Source organism: Arthrobacter tumbae, assembly GCF_016907495.1.
Classification (GTDB): domain Bacteria; phylum Actinomycetota; class Actinomycetes; order Actinomycetales; family Micrococcaceae; genus Arthrobacter_D; species Arthrobacter_D tumbae.
Genome location: NZ_JAFBCC010000001.1, coordinates 2,624,369 through 2,649,041, shown reverse-complemented (window position 1 = coordinate 2,649,041; position 24,673 = coordinate 2,624,369). Strand labels below are relative to the sequence as shown.

At 63.7% G+C, this 24,673-nt stretch carries 23 protein-coding genes; 7 read left to right on the top strand and 16 right to left on the bottom strand.

Features of this window, described 5'->3' with window-relative positions; all coding sequences use genetic code 11:
• The first annotated feature begins 48 nt into the window (after positions 1-48).
• Complete coding sequence (locus JOD47_RS12715) at positions 49-1,230, top strand: glycosyltransferase family 4 protein (protein ID WP_204534771.1); 1,182 nt, start codon at positions 49-51, stop codon at positions 1,228-1,230.
• Between the two features lie 72 nt (positions 1,231-1,302).
• Positions 1,303-2,133, top strand: coding sequence for an MSMEG_6728 family protein (locus JOD47_RS12710; RefSeq protein WP_204534769.1), 831 nt, complete (start codon positions 1,303-1,305; stop codon positions 2,131-2,133).
• On the opposite strand, the gene JOD47_RS12705 is transcribed toward JOD47_RS12710, so the two are convergent.
• Both JOD47_RS12705 and JOD47_RS12700 read right to left on the bottom strand, forming a co-directional pair.
• A complete protein-coding gene (locus JOD47_RS12705) occupies positions 2,130-2,840 on the bottom strand; it encodes a PIG-L deacetylase family protein (protein ID WP_307836276.1) in 711 nt (236 codons plus the stop codon). The genes JOD47_RS12710 and JOD47_RS12705 overlap by 4 nt on opposite strands.
• Positions 2,837-3,367: a ferritin gene (locus JOD47_RS12700; RefSeq protein ID WP_204534767.1), complete on the bottom strand. Its 531-nt coding sequence runs from the start codon at positions 3,365-3,367 to the stop codon at positions 2,837-2,839. The genes JOD47_RS12705 and JOD47_RS12700 overlap by 4 nt, the downstream gene beginning before the upstream one ends.
• Positions 3,368-3,719: 352 nt before the next feature.
• Here JOD47_RS12700 and JOD47_RS12695 point away from each other — a divergent pair, with 352 nt between their 5' ends.
• Positions 3,720-5,135, top strand: coding sequence for a stealth family protein (locus JOD47_RS12695; RefSeq protein WP_372432849.1), 1,416 nt, complete (start codon positions 3,720-3,722; stop codon positions 5,133-5,135).
• A 33-nt stretch (positions 5,136-5,168) separates the two neighbouring features.
• Here JOD47_RS12695 and JOD47_RS12690 read toward each other — a convergent pair whose 3' ends face one another.
• From JOD47_RS12690 to JOD47_RS12660, 7 genes are all read right to left on the bottom strand, one after another.
• The gene (locus tag JOD47_RS12690; protein WP_239548099.1) at positions 5,169-6,080 is read right to left on the bottom strand and encodes a phosphodiesterase; all 912 of its coding nucleotides are present in this window, start codon (positions 6,078-6,080) and stop codon (positions 5,169-5,171) included.
• Positions 6,081-6,314: 234 nt separating this feature from the next.
• A complete protein-coding gene (locus JOD47_RS12685) occupies positions 6,315-8,438 on the bottom strand; it encodes a hypothetical protein (RefSeq protein ID WP_204534763.1) in 2,124 nt (707 codons plus the stop codon).
• Positions 8,435-9,538, bottom strand: coding sequence for a glycoside hydrolase family 130 protein (locus JOD47_RS12680; protein ID WP_204534761.1), 1,104 nt, complete (start codon positions 9,536-9,538; stop codon positions 8,435-8,437). The genes JOD47_RS12685 and JOD47_RS12680 overlap by 4 nt, the downstream gene beginning before the upstream one ends.
• Before the next feature lie 5 nt (positions 9,539-9,543).
• Positions 9,544-10,299: a carbohydrate ABC transporter permease gene (locus JOD47_RS12675; protein ID WP_372432848.1), complete on the bottom strand. Its 756-nt coding sequence runs from the start codon at positions 10,297-10,299 to the stop codon at positions 9,544-9,546.
• Between the two features lie 175 nt (positions 10,300-10,474).
• Entirely contained in the window at positions 10,475-11,425 is a 951-nt protein-coding gene (locus tag JOD47_RS12670; protein ID WP_204534759.1) for a carbohydrate ABC transporter permease, read from the bottom strand.
• 13 nt (positions 11,426-11,438) lie between these two features.
• Positions 11,439-12,734, bottom strand: coding sequence for an extracellular solute-binding protein (locus JOD47_RS12665; protein ID WP_204534757.1), 1,296 nt, complete (start codon positions 12,732-12,734; stop codon positions 11,439-11,441).
• 40 nt (positions 12,735-12,774) lie between these two features.
• On the bottom strand, positions 12,775-13,791 hold the full coding sequence (locus JOD47_RS12660; RefSeq protein WP_204534755.1) for a LacI family DNA-binding transcriptional regulator: 1,017 nt from the start codon (positions 13,789-13,791) through the stop codon (positions 12,775-12,777).
• A 248-nt stretch (positions 13,792-14,039) separates the two neighbouring features.
• On the opposite strand from JOD47_RS12660, the gene JOD47_RS12655 reads away from it, so the two are divergent.
• A complete protein-coding gene (locus JOD47_RS12655; RefSeq protein WP_204534753.1) occupies positions 14,040-14,786 on the top strand; it encodes a M50 family metallopeptidase in 747 nt (248 codons plus the stop codon).
• On the opposite strand, the gene JOD47_RS12650 is transcribed toward JOD47_RS12655, so the two are convergent.
• Genes JOD47_RS12650 through JOD47_RS12635 form a run of 4 tightly spaced genes read right to left on the bottom strand, consistent with a single transcriptional unit; the run spans position 14,783 to position 18,475 of the window.
• A complete protein-coding gene (locus JOD47_RS12650) occupies positions 14,783-15,808 on the bottom strand; it encodes a glycine betaine ABC transporter substrate-binding protein (RefSeq protein WP_204534751.1) in 1,026 nt (341 codons plus the stop codon). The two genes, JOD47_RS12655 and JOD47_RS12650, sit on opposite strands and share 4 nt — an antisense overlap.
• Positions 15,809-16,570, bottom strand: coding sequence for an ABC transporter permease (locus JOD47_RS12645; RefSeq protein ID WP_372432847.1), 762 nt, complete (start codon positions 16,568-16,570; stop codon positions 15,809-15,811).
• Positions 16,571-16,608: 38 nt separating this feature from the next.
• Positions 16,609-17,898: an ATP-binding cassette domain-containing protein gene (locus tag JOD47_RS12640; protein WP_204534749.1), complete on the bottom strand. Its 1,290-nt coding sequence runs from the start codon at positions 17,896-17,898 to the stop codon at positions 16,609-16,611.
• Positions 17,891-18,475, bottom strand: a complete 585-nt coding sequence (locus JOD47_RS12635; protein WP_239548097.1) for an ABC transporter permease — start codon at positions 18,473-18,475, stop codon at positions 17,891-17,893. Before JOD47_RS12635 ends, JOD47_RS12640 begins: the two co-directional genes overlap by 8 nt.
• Positions 18,476-18,735: 260 nt before the next feature.
• Between JOD47_RS12635 and JOD47_RS12630 the strand changes: the two genes are divergently transcribed.
• Together JOD47_RS12630 and glsA are read left to right on the top strand one after the other, a co-directional pair.
• The gene (locus JOD47_RS12630; protein ID WP_204534745.1) at positions 18,736-19,143 is read left to right on the top strand and encodes a DoxX family membrane protein; all 408 of its coding nucleotides are present in this window, start codon (positions 18,736-18,738) and stop codon (positions 19,141-19,143) included.
• A gap of 51 nt (positions 19,144-19,194) precedes the next feature.
• Positions 19,195-21,009: a glutaminase A gene (gene glsA / locus JOD47_RS12625; RefSeq protein WP_204534743.1), complete on the top strand. Its 1,815-nt coding sequence runs from the start codon at positions 19,195-19,197 to the stop codon at positions 21,007-21,009.
• A 71-nt stretch (positions 21,010-21,080) separates the two neighbouring features.
• On the opposite strand, the gene JOD47_RS12620 is transcribed toward glsA, so the two are convergent.
• On the bottom strand, positions 21,081-22,904 hold the full coding sequence (locus tag JOD47_RS12620; protein ID WP_204534741.1) for an HNH endonuclease signature motif containing protein: 1,824 nt from the start codon (positions 22,902-22,904) through the stop codon (positions 21,081-21,083).
• Between the two features lie 145 nt (positions 22,905-23,049).
• Here JOD47_RS12620 and JOD47_RS12615 point away from each other — a divergent pair, with 145 nt between their 5' ends.
• A complete protein-coding gene (locus JOD47_RS12615) occupies positions 23,050-23,559 on the top strand; it encodes an ATP-binding protein (protein ID WP_204534739.1) in 510 nt (169 codons plus the stop codon).
• A 92-nt stretch (positions 23,560-23,651) separates the two neighbouring features.
• Here JOD47_RS12615 and JOD47_RS12610 read toward each other — a convergent pair whose 3' ends face one another.
• Together JOD47_RS12610 and JOD47_RS12605 are read right to left on the bottom strand one after the other, a co-directional pair.
• Positions 23,652-24,077 (bottom strand): VOC family protein, encoded by a 426-nt coding sequence (locus JOD47_RS12610; RefSeq protein WP_204534738.1) that lies wholly within the window; start codon positions 24,075-24,077, stop codon positions 23,652-23,654.
• Between the two features lie 41 nt (positions 24,078-24,118).
• Positions 24,119-24,667 (bottom strand): GNAT family N-acetyltransferase, encoded by a 549-nt coding sequence (locus tag JOD47_RS12605; protein WP_204534737.1) that lies wholly within the window; start codon positions 24,665-24,667, stop codon positions 24,119-24,121.
• Positions 24,668-24,673: the final 6 nt, after the last annotated feature.

Below are 24,673 nucleotides of genomic sequence, written 5' to 3'. Positions count from 1 at the left end.
AACCTCCCGCTCGCCGGGTGCTCAGAACGCGCTGCCAGTATCGGTGGCGTGAGAGTCGCAGTGGTCGCCGAGTCGTTCCTTCCGCACATGAACGGGGTGACCCACTCGCTGCTGAAGGTGCTCGCCCACCTTCGAAGCCGGGGTGACGATGCAGTGGTGATCGCGCCGTCGTCGTCGTGGTTGGACAGGCCGTCCTGGGTCAATTCAGAGGCGCCGGCCTCAGTGGAGGGCTATCCGGTGGTCACGTTGCCGTCGGTGCCACTCACCGGATACGCCAACGTGCGGCTGGCCGCAGGGACGGTCTCCAGGGTGCGGCGGATCCTCGCCGCCTTTGCACCGGACGTGGTCCACGTGGCCTCGCCCTTTGTGCTGGGGTGGCGCGCGGTTCAGGCCGCCGAGCAGCTCGGTCTCCCCACCGTTTCCGTCTACCAGACCGAAATTCCCGCCTACGCTGCCCGGTACGGCGTTCCCTGGGCCGAGAACCTGCTGTGGCAGCGGGTCGAGAACATCCATCACGCGTCGACGCTCACGCTTGCGCCGTCGTCGTTCGCGCTGAATCAGCTGGACTTCCGCGGTATTCCCAGGCTGCGGCTGTGGCGCCGCGGCGTCGATACAGCTCGCTTCCACCCCGCGAAGCGCGACGGCGGCTGGCGGCATTCCGTGGCGCCAGCCGGTTCCAGGATTATCGGCTACGTCGGTCGCCTCGCCGCCGAGAAGCAGGTTGAGGACCTCGCGGGTCTCGACGCTGTCCCGGCGACCAAACTGGTGATCGTGGGGTCCGGACCGGCGAAGGAGTCCCTCCAACAGAAGCTTCCCGGCGCGCATTTCGCGGGATTCGAGTCCGGGGATGCACTCGCGCGGATGATGGCGTCGTTCGACCTCTTTGTGCATCCGGGCGAATCGGAGACGTTCTGCCAGACCATTCAGGAGGCTATGGCGTCGGGAGTTCCGGTGGTTGCGGTAGCCCGCGGCGGTCCGCTGGACCTGGTTGATTCCTCCCGGACCGGGTGGCTGTACCCGCCGGGTGAGCTGGACCAGCTCCACGCCGGCGTGATGGACCTCCTTGGGGATGACACGAAACGCCGGGCTTTCGGGCGTGCGGCGTATTCCGCGGTGCAGGGCCGCACCTGGCCAGTGTTGTGTGAGCAGCTCATGTCCTACTACGCAGAGGCGATCGAGGTTCAGCGCCGGGTACCGGTCAATCGCAGGGGCTTCACCCCGGTGCGCTGAGTGGGACGCGGGGCCCGCTGATGCGCCCCAGGCATCAGTCAGCAGGCTGAGTGAATGTGGCACACTGGCCGCATGCAGACGTTCCTGCCCTATCCCGACTTCGCAGCCAGCGCCGCGGTGCTGGACCAGGCTCGGCTCGGCAAGCAGCGGGTCGAGACCCTGCAGATCCTGCGCGCCCTGGTTCTACCTGACTACGGCTGGCGCAGCCACCCGGTCACGCGGATGTGGATGGGTTACGTGCCGGCACTCACCGTGTACGGCCTGGCGATGGTCCGCGAATGGGTTTCGCGCGGGCACGCGGACAGCACTGCGCCGCTGATCAGCGAGTTCGCCCCTGATTCCGCCGCAGCATTCGAAGCCGGCACCGGGCCGGAACCCGCAATGCCGCCGTGGCTGGGCAAGCCGGTAATCCACGTCAGCCACCAGTCCAACCTCATCCAGAAGGCGCCCGAGTTCTACCGTGAGCGCTTCCCGGGCGCGCCGGAGGAGCTGCCGTACTCCTGGCCGGAGCCGGAACTGGAACTCATACCGGTCGAGCCGATCGGCGAGCGCCTCTGGATCTGGCACGGTCCGCTCGACACCGTGGACGGCGACGCGCTCCTCCTTCCCGGTCACCCGCCGGCCGGGCGGGCTGTGCCCAAGTGGTCCCGTCAGTACGCCGCTTTCACTGAGCTCGCGCGCGAAGGTGATGCCGCCGCCGTCGTGATGGAGGGTGGTGCGCGGCTGCAGCGGGGCACGCTGGGCCCCTTGACGATTGACCAGGAAGACAACGACGACGGTGCGCCGGCCACCGCGCGGCGCCCCATCTCCCTGACGGGCTGGCTGAGGCGCAGCGACTTCGAGTATCCGGCGCTGCTGCAGGACCCGCGGCGGTTCTACGCGGTGGAAGCGGCGCAGGTCTAGAGCCCGTACAGCTCGAACCCGACCGCAGACCTGCCATCGTCACCGGAGTTCCGGCTGGTGGCCCAGCGGACCTGTTCGGTTGCCTGCTCCTCCACCGGCCTGCTGTCCAGGGCCTGCAGGTATCGCGAGTGCGCCGCGAGGGACAGAATCGCCTTTTCGACGCTCTCCTCGCTGACCTGCATGGCGTGCGTCGGATTCATGCTCAGGATCGCCGTCCACGTGACCTGATGGCGCGGGCCTCCAAGGTCGGGGAAGATCCATTCGTTGGCGGCGTCAGCGACCGCATTGAGTACTGACCGGCCGAGTGCCCGATGATCCTCGGAGTTCCACCTTCCCGGACCCCAGGTGTCACCGTGATTGAGGGTGACGATGCCGTCGGGCCGGTGTGTGCGGATTGCTGCCGCCAGGTTGCGGCGAAGGTCGAGCGACTCGGTCAGGCGGCCGTCCGGGTAATCGAGGAATTCCAGCACGTCGACGCCGACCCGGTCGCATGCCGCGCGCTGTTCACCCTCGCGCAGCGGGCCGCTCTCTTGCGGCGGAAGACCGGCGATCCCGGCTTCACCGCGCGTTGCCAGCACGTAGCGGACCTCCTTGCCCTGTGCGATCCATTCGGCCACCGCAGCGGAGGTGCCGTACTCAGGGTCATCCGGGTGCGCCATCAGTACCAGCGCACGCTGCCAGTCGGTCGGGAACGGTTCCAGCGTCACAGTGCGCCGCCTGCCGTGGGCGGCATGTTGGGATCGTGGCCGGAATCACCGACGGTTTCGCGCGCCAGGAAGTTCTCGACGTCAAACAGGTTATCTGCGCGTTCCACGATGGCCAGGAGCGTGGACATGGATGCGACCTCCTCCACCTGCTCCTTGAGGAACCAGAGCATGAACTGCTCTCCGAGCGCGTCGGTCTGCGCCCGGGCCTGGGCAAACATCGCCTCGATATCGGCGGTGACCTGCTTCTCCTGCGACAGCGCCAGGGCAATCGGCTCGACGACGGACGTGAAGTCATTCCGCACCGGATCAACGCCGGGAATCTGCACGTCGTGACCACGATCGAGCATGTACTGAACCATCATCAGAGCGTGGTTCCGCTCTTCCAGCGACTGCCTGTAGAAGTGGGCCGCGAGGCGCGGCAGATCCTGGCCGTCGAACCACACAGCCGTGGCCAGATACTGCTGCGAGGCCGCGAACTCGTTTCCGATCTGCCGACTCAACAGGCCCATAAAGCTTTTGTCCGCCATAGTGTCCTTCCGTTGCACGCCCTCCGGTGTGGAATGCCTGGAGCTGGCCGGGCTTCTTGTAGGCAGGCTTATCATTGGAGCAGCAGCCGTGCAAGCAATCTGCTGATGCACCGGCGAACGCGCGCATGTTGAACCGTTGTTGAACCCACTGTTGAAACCGTTGGAGGATCCCATTACAGACACCGCCGCCCAGCATGATGTGTACTTTGGCGCCCCCGAGGTCGAGAACGACACCGAGCTGCTCGAGTCCGCCTCCAGCGCCGCCGTTGCCAGGCTGAACGACCGCGATGACATCACCACGGTCAAGCGACGGTTCGCGCTCATCAACACGGATACAACGCCGCACCAGGCAATGGTGGAGGACCTGTTGTTCATCCGCGAGGCGCTCGAGCGCACCGGCATCGAATATCTGCTGGTGCGCGGCAATGATGAGCGACCCGTCGTCGCCGTCGACCTGAAGCACCGCGAACGGCTGCGGGCGGTGCTCGTCGAGGCCTGCCGTAACGAACCGTTCTACTCGCGCACAGTGGACACCAAGCGGCGTACCACCCTGCTGGTAGCGGACGGCGCCCTCTCCCCCAGCGAGAAGGCGCGAATCTTCCGGTTGTTCCGTCCCCGCATCGAGCCGATCGGCGGGCTGACGTTCGGGCCCTCGGCCGGTGTGCAGATCGAGCTGTGGTCCCTGGACGGGGACGGCATCGAGCTCCCGATGGAGAACTCACTCACTAGGCGCACCCTGCCGTCGAATGAAGTGGTGCGCGGCTCGGTCACCCGCCATGGCCTGGTCTGGCCGACCATCGACAACATGTTCGCGGACCACGCTACGGACATCGACTTCGAGATCGACCTCGTCTTCACCTGGGTCGACGGCAGCTCGCCCGAGTACCTCGCGGCCCGCGCCGCCCGGATGAAGAACGTCGTTGTGGGTGAGGGAGATGACCACGAGGCCCGCTATCGCCAGATCGATGAGCTGAAGTACGCGCTGCGCTCGGTTTACATGTTCGCTCCGTGGATCCGCCGCATCTTCATCGCCACGGATTCAGCGCGTCCCGAGTGGCTCGCGGACCACCCGTCGGTCACTCTGGTCCCTTCCGTGGAGCACTTCAAGGATCCGTCCGTGCTGCCGACCTACAATTCGCAGGCCGTCGAGTGTCAACTGCACCATATTCCGGATCTGTCCGAGCACTTTCTCTACTCGAATGACGACATGTTCTTTGGCCGCCCGGTGGGGCCGGACATGTTCTTCTCCCCCGGAGGAGTCACCAAGTTCATCCAGGCGGACACGCGCATCGGCCTGGGTGAGAATGATGCCGAACGCAGCGGCTTCGAGAACGCGGCACGCGTGAACCGACGGCTCCTTCACAAGCGCTTCGGCCGCATCACCACCCGGCATCTGGAGCACACCGCGGCGCCGCTGCGCAAGAGCGTCATGGAGGAGATGGAGAACGAGTTCGTGGAGGAGTTTGCGGCCACCGCCGCCTCGAAGTTCCGTGCGAAGGACAACATTTCGGTCACCAACTCGCTGTACCACTACTACGCGCTGCTGACGGGCCGTGCGGTGACGCAGGAATCAGCGAGGGTGAAGTACATCGACACCACCATGCGCTCCGGACTGCGCAAGCTCCACAAGCTGCTGGACAAGCGCAACATGGACCTGTTCTGCCTCAATGACGGCAGCTTCCCCGAGATTCCGGCGGAAGAACGCGCCCGCGCAGTGACTGACTTCCTCGAGAAGTACTTCCCGGTCAAGGCTCCCTGGGAAAAGTAGAACGGAAGCTGGGAGAAGTAGACCAGAGGCTGGTCACACGCCGGTGAGCGTTCTGGCAGGTGTCGCCTCGGCGATCTGGACTCCGGCTGCCTCCAGGCGCCTGCGGGTCTCCTCGCGCGGAACGGTCTCGCCCACCGCGGTATGGGTGCCGATAGGCACTACCGAGTGCACCACCGTGTCCTCGTACACGTGGACCAGGTTGTAAGCCTGAGCTCCGTCGCGGCCGCGCGTGCCGCCGTCGTCGTAAGTGAGGTCCTGGGTGTAGCAGGTGGCGGACGCGACCGACACCGGGATGCCCGCGAACAGCGCGTTGGTTGAGTAGTGCAGGTGCCCGGCCAGGATGGCGCGGACGTCCGTGCCGCGCACGATGTCGGCAAGCCGGCTCTGGTCGCGGAGTTCCACGAGGACCGAAAGGTCCTGAATGGAGGGAACCGGGGGGTGGTGAAGGGCGAGGATGGTGCCATAGGGAGCCGGGGTGAGGAGTTCGTTGGCCAGCCAGACGAGCTGCTCGTGGCTGATCTCGCCGTAGTGGTGGCCCGGCACCGTGGAGTCCAGGGTGATGATCCGCAGTCCGTTGATCAGATAGCTGCGGTCAAGCGGGGCGGTGTCGGCGGGCTCGCTGAGCAGTTCGCTGCGCAGGGTGGCGCGGTCGTCGTGGTTGCCCATGGCCCAAATGACCTCGGCGCCCAGCTTGTGGGCAGCGGGTTCGACGATATTGCGCAGCTTCACGTAGGCCTCTGCCTCGCCCTTGTCGGCGAGGTCTCCAGTGAAGACGATCGCCTCCGGCCGGGATCCGGACGCCTCCAGATCGGCGAAGATCTGGCGTAGCCGCGCCTCGCTGTCCACCGAACCGTAAAGGGGTTCCGGGCCACCCACCAGGTGGGTGTCGCTCATGTGCAGGATGAAATGTTGCGGCCGTGGGTGCTCGGCCGTCCGGAAGTTCATGATCGCCTTCTCGATAGAGCTCGACTAGCTTTCACTTCATTTAACCTTCATCAAAGCAGAGGCATTCCTACCTTGGGATGAACGTCACACGGCGAGTCCGTTAATACTTTCCCGTCCTGTGGTGAGAGGAATTCGGACCCGGTGCTTCGAAGGATTGCTGCTCCCCCACCGTCGAGTTGGCAGGACACGCCCCTTATGCACTCTCAAAAGGGGCGTGTCCTGCCAATTCACTGGTTATCTCGTGGTGAAGGTTACTTCCGTGAACCCACCCGGCACCACCATGACCCTGCCCGCGCGGGAAAGCCCTTCGGACTGAGGCACCACAACCGCCTGGCCATTGGCATCGAAGGCCTGCTGCACGAGGGTTGCGCCCGCCGGCACCTCCACAGCGAACTGCTGCTTCATTTCAGCCGCACTCACGTACACGGTTGACTGGCCGGCCGAGCCGTCGACCGTCACCGAGGAGACCAGCGGTTGAACCAGCAGCGCGTCGATTGAGGCGGCGCCGCTGACCTGCGCTTTGACGAAGCCGTCCTTCGGCTTCAGCGCCGTCTTGAGCGTGAACGGCTGCAGCAGGCCGGGAGCATCGGTGATGCCCTGCTCACCTGCGCCACCGTTCGGTGTCACTCCGAGGCTCCGCTTGGCCGACCACACGGTGTCCCCGGACGGTTCGATGACGCGGTTCACGATGGGATAGACATTCCGCTCCGCGCCCACGCCGGGCACCTGCACGCGGAGGCTGGCACCGTCGTCGAGCTGCACGTAGGAGCCGCCCGACCAGTTGGCTTCACCGGTCCAGGCGGACGACGGCGTCACCACAGTTCCACTGCCGTTGACCAGGCCGGTTTCCGCCTCGACGACGGTCAACCCGTCGGTCGCAACAGTCTCGTTGATGCCGAGCGCCTCGGCCTTCAGCTCCGGGTTCGCGTCCAGTACGAGCATCGACAGCAACGCGTGAATGGTTGACTCCGCACCGGAGTTCAGGTTCACCGACCCGTCCGCCTGGATGCCGTCGATCGTTGTGCCCGTTACCGGGTTGTAGGCGGGCTCACCGCTGCGGTTGGCACCGAAATACCAACCACCGACGACGGCCGCCAACTCATAGAGCCCCTCGGCACCGGTCGCTTCGGCGGTGGACACCAGGCTCTGCAGCCGCGAGTCGACGCCGTAGGCGATCTGCACCTTCTCGGACGGCGTAGGGGTCCAGGCATTGTCCGGACCACCCGCTGCCAACTGCTGCGGGGTGAACCGCGCGGAATCCTTCACCGCGGCGTCGGCCAGGTCCTCGCGTCCGAGCACCAAGGACGCCTCAGCCACCGCAGCGGGTGCCATACCGCCCCACGCGTGCCAGAAAGTCCGGGACTTCGTCCAGGGCAGGATCGCACCGAACGGCCAGGCCCGGGTGTCTCCGGAGGACATCTCGGCGATGCCCTCGCTGAGCCGGGTCAGGGCGGTGCGCGCGACGTCGTCGGCGGGCTCCGATTCGACGTAAGCGGAGAGGCCAAGAACAGCTTCCGCCGAGGAGTCCGCGCCATAGGCGTTGAGCCAGGCGGGCACGCGCACACCGTCCGCCACTTCATACTCGCCATAGCGGCCCAGCGACTGCCTGTTCATCGCTTCAAGTGAAAGGTGCAGCCGGTCCTGCAGGAACTGGGCGAACTTGGGGTCAGCCTCTTCAAATGCGGCGTACCCCTCCCCCAGCGCCCACACGGTCCGTGCCAGCCAGTACGATTCCGCTGAGTCGCTGGGATCCGGCAGCTCGATGGGGGTGGCGCTCGGGTTCAGCTTCCCGTCAGGTTGCTGCCACAGCACCACGTTGCCGGCGTTGGGACCCGTTGTGGTCTGCAGGTAGGCCAGCGAGCGCAGCGTCTGGAAGGCATGTTCGCGGCTCGTTTCGTCGCCGGTCTGCTGCCAGTGCCGCAGATAGACGACGGCGGCACGCGAGATGTCGTCCGCGTTGTACGCTCCCTGGCTCCAGTGTCCGGTCTCAGGATCAAGGCTGCCGCCGCCCACGCGGTCGTAGCTGCCGTCGTCGTTCCTGTCCGCGTACGTCCACGGTGCGAGCGCCGGCGCCTCGCCGCCGTAGGTGCTGTGCCCTTCGATCTCAGGAACTGCCACCTCTTCCAGCAGGAAGTTCAGGTGTTCAAGGTTGGTGAGCGGCTGCTCGGCACTCACTACAGTCGGCACAGCAGCCGGTACGACGACGGCGGGCGCCAGGCTCGGCGCTGGTGCCGCCTGTGCCGGTGCCAGCGACGTTCCGACGAACGCGAGTGCCACCCCTGCCACCACCATCGATTTGGCAGGACACACCCCTTTAGTGCGGCCATTAGCGGCGTGTCCTGACAACTCAACGCTCATGCTGCATCACCTGTCCGGTCGAGGCGGGCGACGCCGATCTTTGAGTCCGCCATGCCGTAGAACACGAACAACTGCCCGTCGATCTCCTCGATCGCGGTCGGGAAGACGACGTTGGGCACGATGCCCGACTTCTCGTCCTCGGTCTCCGGTGCGAGGAGCGGTTCGCTGCTTCGGGCGATAACTTTGGACGGGTCATCGGCGTCGAGGATCATTGCGGCGGCCGTGTAGTGGACCTTCTGCTGGTGATCGAACGCCGACTTCTCCAGCGCCCCCGCCACACCGTGGTGGATGAGCAGCCAGCCCTCTTCGACACGGATGGGTGCGGGCCCTCCGCCGATCTTGAGTTCCTCGAAGTCGAACTCACTGAGCGCGATGAGCCGGTGCTTGCCCATGTGCACGAGGTTGCGGAGGTCCCGCTGAACTTCCTCGACAGGAACGTAGGAGATCCAGATGCCCGGGCGGTTGTCGGTCACGCCGGCGGGCAGGTGCTCGCCCTCGCCCTCACGGATCCAGCCGAGGTCCCACATGGGCCGGTGAAGCATGGCGTAGGAGGGGACGCCGTCGGGATCATTCACCGGTTCGGGGAAGAACACGGCGTCCTTGTTGGGGAAAAGGTTGAGGTCCATCGAGAGGGAGGCCTCGTACTCGAAGAAGCACGGGCCGAGCCGCTCCCAGGTCCGCAGGTCCGCCGAGTGGGCGAACGCCAGCCGTGGGCCCATGGGTCCGTAGGCGACATAGGTCATGAGGTGCTTGCCGAGTGAGGGCACCCAGGTGGTGCGCGGGTCCTCGGTGCCGGCGTTGTTGGTGCCGCGTTCCCAGCCCTCGTCGGGGCCGAGGACAACACCCATGCGCTCGACGCCGGTGGGAACCCCGTTCTCGATAACCACCTTGGCGAGTCCCACGCGGGAGACGTTCCCCGTGGCAACGAGGCGGGGCAGGAGGTACAGCTCGCCGTCGGGACCGCGTCCGCTGGCCGGGTTGAGTACGCCTTCGGCTTCGTAGTCGTTGCCCTCTTCCGGAGTCATGATGACGCCGGCGCGGGTCAGAGTGTAGGGCACGGTCGGTAGGAGTGTTCTCTGAGAAGAAGTTTGGGGAGTCATAAGCCTTAGCCCTTTGCGCTAGATCCGATATTGGTCGAGATGAATTGGCGTTGGAAGAGAATGAACAGTCCGACGGCGGGAGCTGCCAGCACGCAGGCACCGGCAAGGATCGCGCCGAACGGGTTGGCGGCGGTTGCCGCAACGTTGGAGATGTAGTTGGCCAGGGACACAGCGAGCGGTTGGAAGGAAGCGTCCTTCGTCACGAGGAAGGGCCAAAGGAATTCATTCCAGGGTCCGATGAAGGTCAGCAGGATCGCGGTAACGATCGCGGGCCGCACCAACGGGATGGCGATCTGCGTAAGGATCCGCATTTCGCTGGCGCCGTCGATCCGCGCCGCCTCGAATAGGGATGCGGGCAATTGCAGGAAGTACTGCCGGAACACGAAGACCGCTGTCGAGTTGATGGCGAACGGCAGGATCATTCCGAGGTACGAGTCCGCGAGTCCGTAGTCCCGGACAATCAGCACGTAGAGCGGGATGAGCAGCAGTTGGAACGGCACCATCTGAACCAGGAGCATCAGCGCGAACACCATGCCCCGGCCGCGGAAGTGCATCTGCGCCAGCGCGTAGCCCACGGGTATTCCGAAGATCACGGTGCACAGGATCACGCCGCCGGTGAAGATCCCGGAGTTGATCAGTCCACGGAACAGGTTGATCGATTCGTTGATCAGCACGTAGTTCTGCCCGGTGATGTTGCCGAAGTTCGGGAAGGCACCGGCCACCGAGGTATCCGGCTCGGTCTGCAGTGAGCCGATCAGCATGTAGTAGAAGGGAAACAGGAAGATGAAGGCGCCCACTGCGAGCAGGATGAAACTGAGCGGCTTGAGACCGCCCTTCCCCTTTTTCCTCCCTGATATGCGCGGTGGGGGCGCCGGCGAGCCGGGCGTCGTCGTCGTCGTCGTTTTGGTCATGGTGGGCTGGAAGTCCTTGGCCATGTCAGTCTTCCTTCCCGCCGACGAGGCGTCGTTGGATGAGCGCAATCACAAGCACGCCGAGCACCAGGATGACGCCGAGAGCCGCTGCCGTGTCCGGGTTTCCCTGGAGGATTCCCTCCTGGTACATGAGGAAGACAGGCGACGTCGATGCGCCGTCCGGCCCTCCGCCGCCCGTAAGCAGGTAGGGCTCGGTGAACAGGTTTGCGCCGGTGATGGTGGCCAGCAGCGTCACCAGGACGCTGGCGGACCGCACACCCGGAACCGTGATGTTCCAGAACTGGCGCACCTTTCCCGCTCCGTCCACCGACGCTGACTCGTACAGCTCCTCCGGGATGTTCTGCAGCGCTGCGAGGTAAAGCAGGATGAAAAATCCCAGCTGCTTCCATGTCACATACAGAGCGACGGTCGGCATGGCGAGCGTGGAGTTGACCAACCAGGACGGATCCGGAGCCAGCGGCCCAAGGAGCGAGTTGATCAGCCCGTTCTGTGAGAAGAGAAAAAGCCAGACGCCGACGACGGCGACACTCGCCGTTACGTACGGCACGTAATAGCTGACGCGGAAGAAGGTCCTCAACCGAGTCACCCTGTTCAGCGCATTGGCCAGTATCAGGGACAACGCCACGGTGAGCGGAACGTTGATGATGAGGAAGACGCCGATGTTGAGGAAGGAACGGCCCACGTCGGGATCGCTGAGCACCTGGATGTAGTTCTGCAACCCAACGAACGGACGCTCGACCGCAACGCCGGGAGCGGTGAAGAAGAAATCGTGGAATGAAATGTAGACGGCGTAGCCGAGTGGGTACGCGAGCACCGCGAGGATGAAAATGACATACGGTGCGCTGAACGCCAGGCCAAGCGGCTGCCGTCCCAGTAGCTTTGAGCGCCGGCGGGGAGCGGGATCCGGGGTGGGGCCCGGATCCCGCCGCTTGCCGACGGTGGAGTCGGTGGTCACCGTCTACACCTTCTTACTCTGAGACCAGAGTGTTGATCTCTTCGGCAGCGCCGCTGAAGGCGTCCTCGATGGACTCGTTGCCGAAGATCACTGATGAGCCCCACGCATCACGGAAGGTCTGCCAGACCTCAACCGAGTTGGGGACGTTGGGCACCTCGACGGCCCTGCTTGCCTGGTCCGCGAACTCGACGTAGGCGGGATTGGCCTCGAAGTAGTCCGGGTAAGTACCGGTCAGGTCCTGTCGGATGGGCATCTGGCCGGTGGCCTCCAGCAAGGCGCGGTCCTGATCCTCGCTGGTGGCGAACTTCATGACCTCCCAGGCGGTCTGCTTGTTGTCGCAGGCGGAGTAGATGGCCATGTTCTTGGCGTCGGAGAAGGTGGATGTCTCCGTTCCTTCCTCAAGGCCCGGCACAGGAGCCGTGCCCCAGTTGACCTGGTCACCGTAGACGGGGATGGCCCACGGACCGGAGATGGCAATTGCGGCCTTCTTGTCCACGAAGGAGTCACCGGTGTAGGCCTCCTGGGAGGAGAGGCCTTCCTCATACATGGTGCGCCACATCTCCGCGACGGCCGTGCCCTCCTCGGAATTGAAGGTTGCTTCGCCCTCTTCGACCAACTGGGTGCCGCCGGATGCTGCTGCGTAGAACGGGTAGAAGTCGAACCACGACTGGAAGAACTCACCCGCGGGTGAGGGCCACATGGCGTATTCAGCGGCGCCGGACTCCACGAGGGTCCGGGAGGTTTCCAGCAGCTCATCCTGGGTGCCCAGCGGCGGGTCCTCCGGATCCAGCCCGGCTTCGGTGAACATGTCCTTGTTGTAGTAGAGGACTACCGGATTGGACTTCCAGGGAAGCTGGTAATACTGCCCATCGGCGGACTTGTACTGCTCGGCCACGTCGCCGCTGCGGGACTCGATGTACTCAACGCCGTCCTCGAAGGTATCCAGCGGAACCAGCCCGCCCATCTGCTGGAACTGGGGTACGGCGACGGGTGCTGTGTTCATGACGATGCAGGGAGCGTTGCCTGCCGTGATGGCTGCGGCAATTACTTCCTCGGAACTGGTGCCCGCCGGAATCTCCTGCGCGGTGATCTCTTGGTCGGGATTCGCTTCATTCCACGCTGCAACCATGTCCTCGCCCCAGGCGACTTCCTGCTGGTTGTTGGAATACCAGATGGTGATGGGGCCGCTGGTCAGTTCACCGGCGTCGGGGGTACCGGTGTCACCTGAGCCTCCACATGCTGCCAGGCCCAGGCCCATCAGCGCGGTGGCCGTCAGAGCCAGCGTCCGTTTGGTAGTTGTTCGCCTCATTGCGTTCTCCTCGATTGATACTTCGGTTGTGATGTTGGTTTCAGGCGGGCGGTTCCGCTGTGGAACCGCGGACGATGAGCTGGGGTTCGGGAAGGATGATGTCCTGTCCGTCGTGTTTCCCCTCCAGCTGGTTGAGCAGCACCTGTGCAGCGGTACTGCCCCACAGCAGCGGATCACTGCCGATGCTGGTGAGCGCCGGGTTGAGGTACTGCGCATATTCGGTGTTGTCGTATCCGGTGATCGAGACATCGGCCGGCACCCGTAGTCCCTGCTGGTGCAGGTAGGACAGCCCGGCCGTTGCCATGATGTCGTTTGCGTACACGATTGCGGTGGGCTTCCGGTCCAGCTGCAGGAGCCGGGCGGTCGCTTCGGTTCCCTGCTGCGCACCAAAATCTGCCTCGATGAAGAGGTCGGGTTCCAGCCCATTGCGCTCAAGCGTGTTGGCCCAGGCCCTTCTCCTGCTGAGCCCGTGGATATAGTGCTGGGCCCCACCGACATGGGCAATCCGTGTGTGACCGAGGTCCACCAGATGCTGGACGGCACTGCTGATTCCCTCTGTGTCATCCATGCAGACCGCGGGGAAAGGCGATGCGGCCGTTGGGCGGTTGAGCGTGACGGCCGGCAGTCCCAGCTCGAGCAGCAACGCGATCCGTGGGTCATCCGTACGAACGTCACTGAGGATGACGCCGTCGACCCTGCCCTCGTGGACCAGGCGGCGGTAACTCGCTTCCTCCGCCCCCTGCTTCGCGGCGACCGTGAGAACGAGCGAGTACCCGCGATCAGCCAGGGTGGTCTCGATGCCGGCGATGAAGGACGGAAAGAACGGGTCGGTGCCCAGCAAACGGGGGTTGCGGGCGACAACCAGGCCCAGCGCGTAGGCCTTGGACGAGGACAGCGACCTGGCGCGCAGACTTGGACGCCACCCCAGCTCTTTCGCAGCTCCGAGGATCCGCTGCCGGGTTTCCTCGCTCACACCGGCCTGGCCATTGAGCGCATAGGACACTGCACCCTTGCTCACTCCTGCGGCACGGGCGACATCGCTGATGGTTACCGCCATGGTGCCTCCTGGTGATGTTCCTCACTGAACCGGTTCAGTAACACCTACTTAACCGGTTCAGCTGGAAGGTGTCAAGGGTTAGCCGGGTGTGTGCGGCGCCGTGCGAAAACTCGCAGGTCTCAACGCTCGACGCCCGCGAATCACGGTGTGGCGGGGAGGACACGCGGATCAGCCCGTCCAAACCTGCACTTTTCGTCGCGGCGCAGGACGGAATCGGTCTCCCAGTGCCGTCACGTAGCATCACGCAGGTGGAATTCTTGGTGCAGTGGTGGGATCGGATCGTCGCAGGCTTCAGCAGGAGTCAGCCGCCGGAGCTGACGCTGACCGAACTCCTGATCATCCTGCTGGCCGCCGCGGCCCTCTCCATTCCCAAAGCGACGTGGCGCTACTTCGGACTCTTCAGCACTGTGGTGCATGAACTGGGCCATGCGTTCGCTGCCCTGATGACCGGAAGCCGCGTGACCGGAATCCGGCTCAATCTCGACCATTCCGGACTCACCACATCGCTCGGCCGTCCTGGCTGGCGCACATCGTGGGCAACCTTTTGGGGGTACCCGGTTCCCGCCGTCGTCGGCGCTGTACTGGTCTGGGCGGGATTCGAGGGGTGGGCTCCTGCGGCGCTCTCGGTGGGAGCGTTGGTGCTGCTGCTCTCACTGCTGTTCATCCGCAATGCCGGCGGCGTTCTCATCCTGCTGGGATCGGTGGCCGTGTCAACCGTGCTGGTGGTTGCCGTGCCCGTCGAATTCAGCGGCCACGCTGTCGTTGCCCTCGGGGTGGCGCTGCTGGTCGGCTCGGTCCGCGACCTCGGCAAGGTGGTTTCAGTCCATGCACGACGACGGCGGGACCGCGGACAGTCCGACGCCTACCTCTTGTACCGCTCAACCGGAATCCCCAGCGCAGTCTGGCTCGTCCTGTTCGCCGCGGTCATCGCGGGATCACTTGCGTGGGCGTGGCTGGTCGTGAGCGCGACCGGCAGGTTGGCGGTTTCGGTCTAACCCTCGCCGAGCGGGCCCTCGGCCTCGGTGATGAAACCCTGCTCCACCATGAAGTCGAAGGCAACGTCGGCGGGCTCTTCACCCTCAACATCCACGCGCAGATTCATGGTCCGTAGGGCTTCATCGGTAAGTGTGGGAGCAACCTGCGCAAACACCTTGTCGAGCTCTGAATACTCCTCAAGCGTTTCCGTGTAGTAGACCGGAGCCGCGTTGTACGCGGGGAAGAAGCCGAGGTCGTCTTCGAGGATGGTCAGGTCGAGAGCATCGATCCGGCCGTCCGTGGAGAACACCTCGCCGAAGTTGCACTCCCCGTTATCGGTGGCCGAGTAGATGGCTCCGGTGTCGTAGATGTCGATGTTGTCCTCCGGCACGCCGGTCGGGGTGCCGCGGGCCATCCCATAGTGGGCAAGCATCGGCGTGAGCCCGTCCGGACGGGAGTTGAACTCGGCCTCAACGCAGAAGGTGCGCTCTTCAGGAGGGAGTTCAGCGATCTCCGAGATTGTGTTGATGCCGCCGAGGTCCTCGACTGCTTCGGAGCGGATAGCCATGGCGTAGGTGTTGTTCAACGGCGCGGGCTCGCCCCAGGTGAGTCCGTTCTCGAGGTCCGCCTCATATACGGCCTGCCACTGTTCCTGCTGGTCGGGAATACCTTCGTCCTTGCCCAGATACGTCAGCCACGCGGTGCCGGTGTACTCCCACGTGACATCGGCTTGACCGGACAGCATAAGTTCGCGGACCGGCTGGCTCCCCGGCACGTTGGTCAGGTCCGTGACGTCGAAGCCGGCGGCCTGTGCGGCGAGAACGCCGATTTTGCCGAGGATAAGCTGCTCGGTGAAGTTCTTGGAGGTGACAGTGAGCGGAGCCCCGTCAACTACTTCGCTAATACTGCCCGGTCCGGCCGCGGGTACGTAGGACGTGGCCGGTTGCAGACCGCACCCTGTTGCCAGCAGCCCGGCAGAAAGCACGACGGCGGTCGCCACGCTCTTGCGCGCAGCGGCGGAGAGTGAAGAAGATTCAAACATCTAGAGTCCCTTCGGACGGGCGACATGTTCCACAACACGCCCGATCCAGTCGACAAGAAGTGCAAGCAGCGCCACCAGGATCGACCCGGCGATCAGCACGTTGGTAAGGCTCAGGTTTACGCCGGTGACGATGAGGATGCCCATTCCTCCTCCATTGATGAAGGCTGCGAGCGCTGCGCTGCCGACCAGCAGTACAAGCGCCGTCCGGATGCCCGCGAGCATCACCGGTACGGCCAACGGGAGCTCTACCTTGAACAGCACAGCCACCGCGCTCATCCCCATCCCCTTACCGGCTTCCACCAGTCGGGCGTCCACCTGCGAGATGCCCACCATGGTGTTCCGCAGGACCGGAAGGATCGCGTAGAGCACCAGTGCGATCACTGCTGCCGTGAAGCCGAAGCCTACGGCGATCGCCAGCAGCACAACGAGACCGATGGCCGGCGCCGCCTGCCCGATGTTGGCGACGGCAAGGACCGGTCCCGTGAACTTCTTCAGCGGCGCACGTGTGAGCAGGATGCCGAGCGGGATGGCGATCAGGAGTGTGATGACTGCAGCCACGGCAGTCAGCGCCAGATGGTCGATCGCGTATCCGAAGAGTGCTGACGGGGCGAGGGTGATCAGCTCGGTTTCTGACAGGTCCGCTGTCAGCAGCCAGACGACTACCGCAACAAACACTGCGGCGATGCCTGCAAGCTGCAGGATCAGCGGCCGCCAGGATGGGCGCTTCACCTCGGAATGAACGTTGGCGGCTTCCTCCGATATGGGTTCCTGCGGCGCCACCGGCTGTGCTGTTGCGCTACTCAACGGGACGCTCCCCCGTTGTGGATGACGCCGCACTGGATGACGCCGGCAACACTCACGGTTTCCAATGTCCCGGTGTTGATTCCGACGGGCCGGCCATCCGAGTGTGCAGTCATCGCGTGCTTGTGTGCACGGGTAATGGCGTCCATCACCGTCTCGACGTCGATGACGCCGAGGAACGTATCCCGCCTCCCGGTCACCAGTGCCGCTCCGGCGCTGGAGACCAGCATGGTGTCCAGCGCGTCATTGAGCGTGGCACGGTCACCGACCACCGGAAGCTTCGCATCGACGTCGTCACTCACGGTTTCCAGCCGCGAAAGCTGGCGGCGCGTGAGCCACTGGATGGGCCGGCGTCGTTCGTCAACCACGACAGCGTGGTTGTGGCCGGCCTCATCCAGCCGCGACAGGACGTCGCTGCCGAGATCGCCGATCGTGGCGACGACGGCGTCAGCCAGTTCCACTTCGTTTACCCGGGTCAGTGTGAGCTGCTTCAAACCGGCTCCTGAACCGATGAAGTTTTCGACGAAATCGTTAGCCGGGTCGGCGAGGATCCGCTCGGGGGTGTCGTACTGGACCAGCTGGGCTCCCTCGGTGAAGATGGCGATCCAGTCGCCGAGCTTCACTGCCTCATCGAAGTCGTGGGTGACGCAGACAATCGTCTTCTGCAGTTCTTCCTGGATGTTCAGGAGTTCGTCCTGGAGCCGTTGGCGGGTGATGGGATCCACGGCGCCGAAGGGCTCGTCCATGAGGAGGACCGGCGGGTCGGCGGCGAGGGCGCGGGCCACCCCCACACGCTGCTGCTGCCCGCCGGACAGCTCTTTGGGGAACCGGTTGCGGTAGGTTGCAGGATCGAGGGACACCAGCTCGAGGAGTTCGTCGACGCGGGCGGCGATCTTTTCCTTGCTCCAGCCGAGCATTTTCGGAACAATCCCGATATTCGTCGCAACTGTCATATGCGGGAAGAGTCCGCCGGCCTGGATGACATAGCCGATCCGCCGCCTGAGTGCGTCGCCGTCGATGTCAGTGACGTCGTCGTCGTCCAGGACGATCCGGCCCTCTGTCGGCTCGATGAGCCTGTTGATCATTTTGAGGGTGGTGGTCTTGCCGCAGCCCGATGGGCCAACCAGCATGACGATTTTGCCCGCCGGAATCTCCATGGTGAGGCCGTCGACGGCAGCCTTGGCCTGCCCCGGGTATCGCTTGGTTACCTTGTCGAGCAGGATGCTTGCACCGGTAACTGCATTTGCTTTGCCGGCAGTGTTGTCGGGCTCTTGAATGGTCTCAGACACGGATACCTCGCGGGGTTGTGATGCGGCCGAGGCCGACGAGTAGAAGGTCAAGGATGAGGGCAAGGATGATGACGGCTACGACGCCGGTGATGACCGACTCGAGCGAGTTGGCGCCGCCGAGACGGGACAGGCCGGAGAAGATGAATCCGCCGAGCCCTGGCCCGAGCGCGTATGCGGTGATGGCAGCGATGCCCATCACCATCTGGGCGGACACGCGGATGCCGGCAAGGATCACCGGCCAGGCCATGGGCAACTCCACCTGAACCAGGGTCCGGAACCGACTCATCCCGATGCCGCGGGCGGATTCGATCACGGCTTTGTCGATGCCCGTCAGTCCCACAACCGCGTTGCGCAGGATGGGCAGGGCGGCGAAGAAGGTGACGACGATGACGGCCGGCGTCACGCCGAAGCCGAACGGCGCAATCAACAGGCCGATCAGCGCGAATGACGGGATAGTGAGTCCGATGGCGGAAACGCTGTTTGCCAGCGAAGTGAGCGCACCGCTGCGGTACACCAGCGCGGCGATGACCACGGACAATACTGTTGCCAGGATGAGGCACTGAACCACAAGACTCATGTGTTGCCATCCCGAGAACAGGATCTGGTTGAACCTGTCTCCTAGAAATTCCAACACATCAAGACCTTCTTCACCGTAGTTTCGTAGCTTTCATCCGCTGTTCGCAAGGGAACCGTCGTCAACCATAAGCACGCGAAGGTCAAGAAAACGTCACGCTGGGATCACGGAGCCATCACTATTGAATGTGAAAGCACTGGCGGCAGGTCCTGCCCGGACGTAGGCTCGAAGGCAGTCAATCCAGTTTCTTCAAAGGAGTTCCGATGAATCTCAGCCACCTTCCCCTGCGACTCAGCACGGGAGCATTCATCCTCAATTCCGGCATCACCAAGCGGGAACTCGACAGGGACACCGCGGCCTATCTTCAGGGTATGGCCGCCAACGCTTTTCCTCAGGTCAAGCAGTTGGATCCGGAAAAATTCGGCAAGGTGATCTCCGCCGTCGAAATCGGTCTCGGCGCCGCACTCCTGGTGCCGTTCGTTCCCAGCCGCCTCGTGGGACTGGGCCTCGCCGCGTTCTCCGGCGGACTGCTCGCAATGTACTTCCGCACCCCGGGGATGACCCAGGACGACGCAGTTCGTCCCAGCCAGGAGGGCACACCCGTCGCGAAGGACGTATGGATGTTCGGCATTGCGCTCTCACTCATCATTGACGGCGGGAAGACGCGCTAGTCCCTATGTGACCATTGGGCGTCGCTGACGCAGCACCATAGTCTTGCAGCTATGGAATCTCCGATTGAAGGCTATCTTGCACGGATCCACCGGGAGATTGCGGACCTGAAGGACGGCAAGCCTTACAGCACCATTCCGGCGATGGCCAACGTCAATCCGGACAACTTCGGGATCTGCCTAACCACTGTGGACGGGTACATCTACGAGGTAGGCGATACACGGGATGAGTTCAGCATCCAGTCGATCTCGAAACCCTTCACCTATGGTTTGGCGCTGGCTGATCTGGGGCTGGAAGTGGTCGACGCGAAGGTCGATGTGGAACCTTCAGGGGATTCCTTCAACGAGATATCACTTGCCGAGGGCACGGGACGTCCGGCAAACGCGATGATCAATGCTGGAGCTCTGACTGCTACCTCGCTGGTCAAGGGATCGGGCGGCAACACCCGTATCAAGCGCATCCTCAACACCTATTCGGCCTTCGCGGGGAGGCAGCTTTCCATCGACGAGGAAATTTTTGCCTCCGAGCTTGAGCATGGTCACCGCAACCGTGCCCTGGCGTACCTGCTGAGGTCCTTCAACATCATCGAAGATGATCCGACACCGGTGATCGAGGACTACTTCCGTCAGTGTTCCGTGCTGGTGAACTGCCTGGATCTCTCACTCATGGCGGCGACGCTGGCCAACAGCGGGCGTAACCCCATGACGGAGAAGCAGGTGATGGACATCGTGCCGGTGGAGCGCGTTCTGTCCGTCATGACCACCTGCGGAATGTATGACGACGCCGGCTCCTGGATCAGTACTGTCGGCATGCCTGCCAAGAGCGGTGTCGGCGGCGGAACAATTTCTGTCCTGCCGGGACAGGTGGGGCTGGCGGTTTATTCTCCGCCGCTCGACGAGCACGGCAGCAGTGTGCGTGGCATGGCAACCAGCCAGCGGCTCTCGCAGGACATGGAGCTTCACTTTGTCCGGGCAGCGCGTGTGGGCAAATCTGCTATTCGATCGACCTACGACATCACTGCGGCTCCATCTGGGATTCGCCGCGACGATGAGGCGATGGATCTCATCCGCGACCATGGGCACCGTGCCCGCCTTGTTGAGCTGAATGGTGACCTGCTGTTTGCCGGCACGGAGTCGATGGTCCGCGAATTGAGTAATCTCCCCGACGAGGTGGAGCTCATCATTCTGGATCTGCGTCGCGTCGATGAAGTTGCTGACGTTTCGCTGCGGCTTCTTGCGGAGGTCCGGGAGAACCTGGTCGAGGAGGGCCGGGAGCTGGTGCTGATCGATGCGGAGGGGACGCTCGCCCATGCTTTCCGCGACGTAGACCGAGCGGTGCCGACGTTTGACACCCGGACCGCAGCGGTTGAGTGGTGTGAAAACCGGCTGATTGGAACGTACGGGAGTGATCTCGATCTGCCGAGCAAAGTCGACATTTCCCAGTGTCCGGCTCTTGGTCCGCTCAGCGCCGAGGACGTGCAGAAGCTCGCCGACCGGATGGAAGATCGGAGTTACGACGACGGCGCTGTCATCCGGCGTATCGGTCAGTCGTTCGGCGGCGTGTTTTTCATTCTGTCCGGAGCGGTCACCACGAGCGTGGTCGGTCCCACCGGCGATCGGGTGAAACTGACCACGCTCAGTGCCGGGATGACCTTCGGGGAACTTGCGCTCGGCAGTGACGACCGGCAGGAAACCACCGTCAAGGCGTCCGGGAATGTTGTCATCAAGCTCCTCACTGCGGACGCCATATCGCTTTTGGAGTCGGAGGACGAACGGCTCGCTCTTGAGTTGTGGAAAGCACTGACCCGGGATGCATATACCAGGGTGGATCTCTATCTCAGGGAGACCGCCGTCCGGATCCGCGACTGACCGGGCGCGCGCGCTCGAGTAGCCTGCCGCCCGAACACGCGCGCTCGAGTAGCCTGCCGCCTCGCATTCCCTTAGAAGGGTGGTGGTGGTTCGGGTGGGATGGTGTAGGTTTTCCCGCCCGGCGAAGTGACGTGGTGATTCCCGTCATCGTCTGTGCCGGCGGGCCAGATGCCTTCGGTTTTGAGCATGTGGTGCAGCCCGCACCGGGGCCCGAGGTTTTCCAACGACGTTTGTCCGCCGTGTGCCCACGGGGTGATGTGGTCGATGTCGCAGGACCACGACGACCGGTTACACCCCGGATGAAGACACGTCGGATTGGTGATCCGCACCCAGTCCTGCAAATGCTTCGGCGGCCGGTATCTGTCCCTGCCGACACTGAGCACCGCCCCCGTCTCCGGGTGAACGAGGATCCGGGTGAAACTCGGTGCGTGTCCGGCAAGGTTGCGGGCCGTTTCCGGATCAATCGGGCCATATCCATCCAACAGGCCACTCTCACAACCCGCAACGTCCGGGACGGCGACGCCAACCTTGTCCGGCCGAGCGGAGCCCTCCACATCGGGGGCGAAAGCGCCGGAAGTGGCTCCGCTTCCCTTGCCGTCGGCGTTGCTGCCCGGACCGCCAGTTGAGCCATCAAGGGATCCAGCGGCGGTGCTGGTTGCCGTGGCTGGACCGCCCGCTGTGGCTGGACCGGCTGTGGTGTCTTCGGGTTTCTTCTGCCAGTCGGTGCGTGAGTGGCCCAGGAGAGTCATCACCGGCACGGTGACAAACACCGTGGCTCCGATCCCACGGAAGCCGGTGCCCCGTTTCGGGTCCCCAGTGCAGGTGTGGGTCAGCACGTCAGCGAACACATCCGCACGCAACTGCGCCAACGTACGCGCCTCGTCCGGGCCCTGCAACGACCGGGCAGCGGCGTCCACCCGGTTGAAAATACCGTGCGCCTGCTCCGCGGGCAGGTACGCGTTTAACCAGGCCATACCGTCCTGTTCCGCCTGCACCAGAACCTCCCGATCCTTCGCCGCACGAGCTTTACGCACAGTGATCGATTCGGGGTGCAGTTCCTCCCGCAACCGCCGACACCGCCGAGTCAACTTCGGACGGGTCAACCCGGCAGCGCTTCCCAGCACCGTCTCCTCGAACCCGGGAACCGCCTCCGCCGGGATACACCCGGACTCATCCACAAGCACCTGCGCCTGCACGGCACTGATCCGGCCCTCATCAAGGGCCTCCCACGTCGCCGGGAGATCCTCCGTGAGCCGTAACGCATCACCGAGTAACCGCGACGCCGTCTTCCCCGGCACCCGCAACAACGGTGCGATCTCTTGGACCGCCAACATAAACGAAAACCCGGCATCCACCCGACCCGCCACCGCCGCACGAGCGGCAACACCCGCAGCATGGCCAGGAACATCAGCACCCGGCGCCCCGGAAGCACCAGCACCAGCTTCGGCGGCTTCGGCGGCTTCGGCGGCAGCTGCTTCCGTGCGGCGGATTTCAGCGGCACGGACCCCAGTGTCATGGATCTCCGAGCGGTGGACCTGATGGAACACCTCAGCAGTCAGCGAGGCTTGCCGGGCAGCGACCCACGCCCCCAACCGGTCAGCCACCCGCAACAAATCCAACGTCTCAGCCAGACCACGGCCCTGCCCACCCAACGCCGCCTGGCGGGCGTGCGGCGACGTTCCCTCCTCCAACCGGTACACCAACCCGACCGGGGATGCGTCCTCTATACGGGCGCGGGCATGATCGTCAACACCGGAATCATCCAGGTCCGACGCCTCACCAAAAACGGCCTGCTCCAACAGTTCGTCAGGCCACGTCGCATCCGCCTGAGCATAACCATCCTCAAGACTCACCCAAAAGGTGTCCTCAAGCGACTCACCAACCCCAATTCCCATACAAAACAGTCAATCACCCACCACCGACAATTTCGGATCGAGGCCGAATGAGACTGAGAATCTGGCTCATTTGTTCAATGAGCAGCTCTGGTTTCACTTCAGCAGCGCCTGCTGCCGATGAAGTCCGAGCCGTAGACTGACCGCCATGTCTCGTATCCTCTTGACTGGCATGTCCGGTGCAGGCAAGTCAACATTGCTCGAAGCGCTTGCCTTACGCGGCCACCGGACGGTTGATACGGACTACGGCGGCTGGATTCTTCTCGACGGTAAGTGGGACGAATCTCGAATGTCTGCCCTCCTTGCAGAAAACTCAGCGCTGGTGATAGCCGGCACCGTCGAGAACCAGGGTCGCTTCTACGACCGGTTCGAGCACATTGTGTTGCTCACCGCACCTCTTGAAGTTCTGATCGAACGAGTCTCTGCCCGCACCAACAACCCCTACGGGAGATCTCCTGAAGATCAAGCGGAGCTACGACGTAACGTCGTGGCGGTCGAACCACTGCTTCGCGCGAGATCAAGCCTTGAACTCGATGGTCGCAGGCCGGTATCCGAACTGGCGGACGAAGTCGAGGATCTACTCTCAGCTTCGACGCCGACGGAGCGCCCTCCTACCAAGCGGGCTCCTTGGCACGCCCCTGCCACCCGCGAGCGATGAGAATCCCGAATGCAGTACCAACCTCACTTATGGCTCCCTCGTTGAGTCATAGGCCCGCCGTTATCGATTCGTTCATCAGCAACATGAAATACTCAGGGACCAGCGCTGACCGGGTCTGAGAGTTCGACGGTCTGGCCCATGGGGCCTTTGACCACGTAACTCCAGTAGCCCACCCAGAAGGGTTCCGGCCGGAGAGCAGCGATCCCAGCCTTCTGCAATCGGCCAACAGCGCTCGAAAACGATCCAGGCGAAAGCGGGATACTCCACGACGCAACTGTAAGCCTGGGGGCCGGTTCGAGGCCCAACCCGAAAACCCACCCGGGCTGGAATGACCACTCAGTGTGTACCGCAGCGTCCGGGTCGTGACCGATAGAGAGCTGGACGGCGTCTTCGATCAGATAGGCGATGTCGCCAACCTCGTCCCAAATCTGGTCGAGCCCCACAAGGTCGTTGTAAAACCGGCGCGACGCAGCGATGTCATTACTACTGGTATAGAGAAAGAACGCACGGCTCGACATCCGGACAGGTTACGTGTCAGCGATCACGCGGGCCCGCAATCTCAGGGCCGCGGATCAGTGGCGAGCATCCCCATCACCACGGCATCAATCCGCTCGCCATTCCACAGCAGCGCGTCCCGCAGCCGTCCCTCAACCCGGAATCCGCACTTCTCGTAAGCCCGTTGGGCCCGCGGATTGAACGCGTACACCTCGAGACCGATGCGGTGCACTCCGATAACATCAAAAGCATGCCTGACGACGGCGCGCGTCGCCTCGGTGCCATAACCCTGGCCGAATCTGGAGTCGGCATTGAGCGCAATCCGGAACCCGAGCGATGAGTTCTCTGCATCGTAATCATTGAGCACCACTTCACCGATGTGGGAACCATCCGAGACGAGGATGATCGCCCAGTCCGCCCGGCCTTCGGTCGCTGCAAGCCCCGCGAGCCACGACTCGACCTGTGGCCGCGTGAACTCCGCGTGGGTTCCGGTCAGGCGCATCGACTCCGGGTTCTCCAGCCCCGTCCAGGTTCCCTCTATGTGCTCCGGCCCCAGTGGTTCGAGGCGCAGCCTCGCTGTGGTCAGGACCGGCGGCGGAGTGAAGTGCACCATCAGTCG

Coding starts and splice junctions, on each gene's coding strand:
- JOD47_RS12650 (WP_204534751.1), bottom strand. CDS start 15,808: ATGTTTGAATCTTCTTCACTCTCCGCCGCTGCGCGCAAGAGCGTGGCG.
- JOD47_RS12700 (WP_204534767.1), bottom strand. CDS start 3,367: ATGGCGGACAAAAGCTTTATGGGCCTGTTGAGTCGGCAGATCGGAAAC.
- JOD47_RS12660 (WP_204534755.1), bottom strand. CDS start 13,791: ATGGCGGTAACCATCAGCGATGTCGCCCGTGCCGCAGGAGTGAGCAAG.
- glsA (WP_204534743.1), top strand. CDS start 19,195: ATGGAATCTCCGATTGAAGGCTATCTTGCACGGATCCACCGGGAGATT.
- JOD47_RS12635 (WP_239548097.1), bottom strand. CDS start 18,475: ATGAGTCTTGTGGTTCAGTGCCTCATCCTGGCAACAGTATTGTCCGTG.
- JOD47_RS12675 (WP_372432848.1), bottom strand. CDS start 10,299: ATGCTGATCGGCTCACTGCAGACCGAGCCGGATACCTCGGTGGCCGGT.
- JOD47_RS12610 (WP_204534738.1), bottom strand. CDS start 24,077: ATGTCGAGCCGTGCGTTCTTTCTCTATACCAGTAGTAATGACATCGCT.
- JOD47_RS12615 (WP_204534739.1), top strand. CDS start 23,050: ATGTCTCGTATCCTCTTGACTGGCATGTCCGGTGCAGGCAAGTCAACA.
- JOD47_RS12630 (WP_204534745.1), top strand. CDS start 18,736: ATGAATCTCAGCCACCTTCCCCTGCGACTCAGCACGGGAGCATTCATC.
- JOD47_RS12605 (WP_204534737.1), bottom strand. CDS start 24,667: ATGGTGCACTTCACTCCGCCGCCGGTCCTGACCACAGCGAGGCTGCGC.
- JOD47_RS12690 (WP_239548099.1), bottom strand. CDS start 6,080: ATGAACTTCCGGACGGCCGAGCACCCACGGCCGCAACATTTCATCCTG.
- JOD47_RS12710 (WP_204534769.1), top strand. CDS start 1,303: ATGCAGACGTTCCTGCCCTATCCCGACTTCGCAGCCAGCGCCGCGGTG.
- JOD47_RS12695 (WP_372432849.1), top strand. CDS start 3,720: ATGGTGGAGGACCTGTTGTTCATCCGCGAGGCGCTCGAGCGCACCGGC.
- JOD47_RS12620 (WP_204534741.1), bottom strand. CDS start 22,904: ATGGGAATTGGGGTTGGTGAGTCGCTTGAGGACACCTTTTGGGTGAGT.
- JOD47_RS12680 (WP_204534761.1), bottom strand. CDS start 9,538: ATGACTCCCCAAACTTCTTCTCAGAGAACACTCCTACCGACCGTGCCC.
- JOD47_RS12665 (WP_204534757.1), bottom strand. CDS start 12,734: ATGAGGCGAACAACTACCAAACGGACGCTGGCTCTGACGGCCACCGCG.
- JOD47_RS12685 (WP_204534763.1), bottom strand. CDS start 8,438: ATGAGCGTTGAGTTGTCAGGACACGCCGCTAATGGCCGCACTAAAGGG.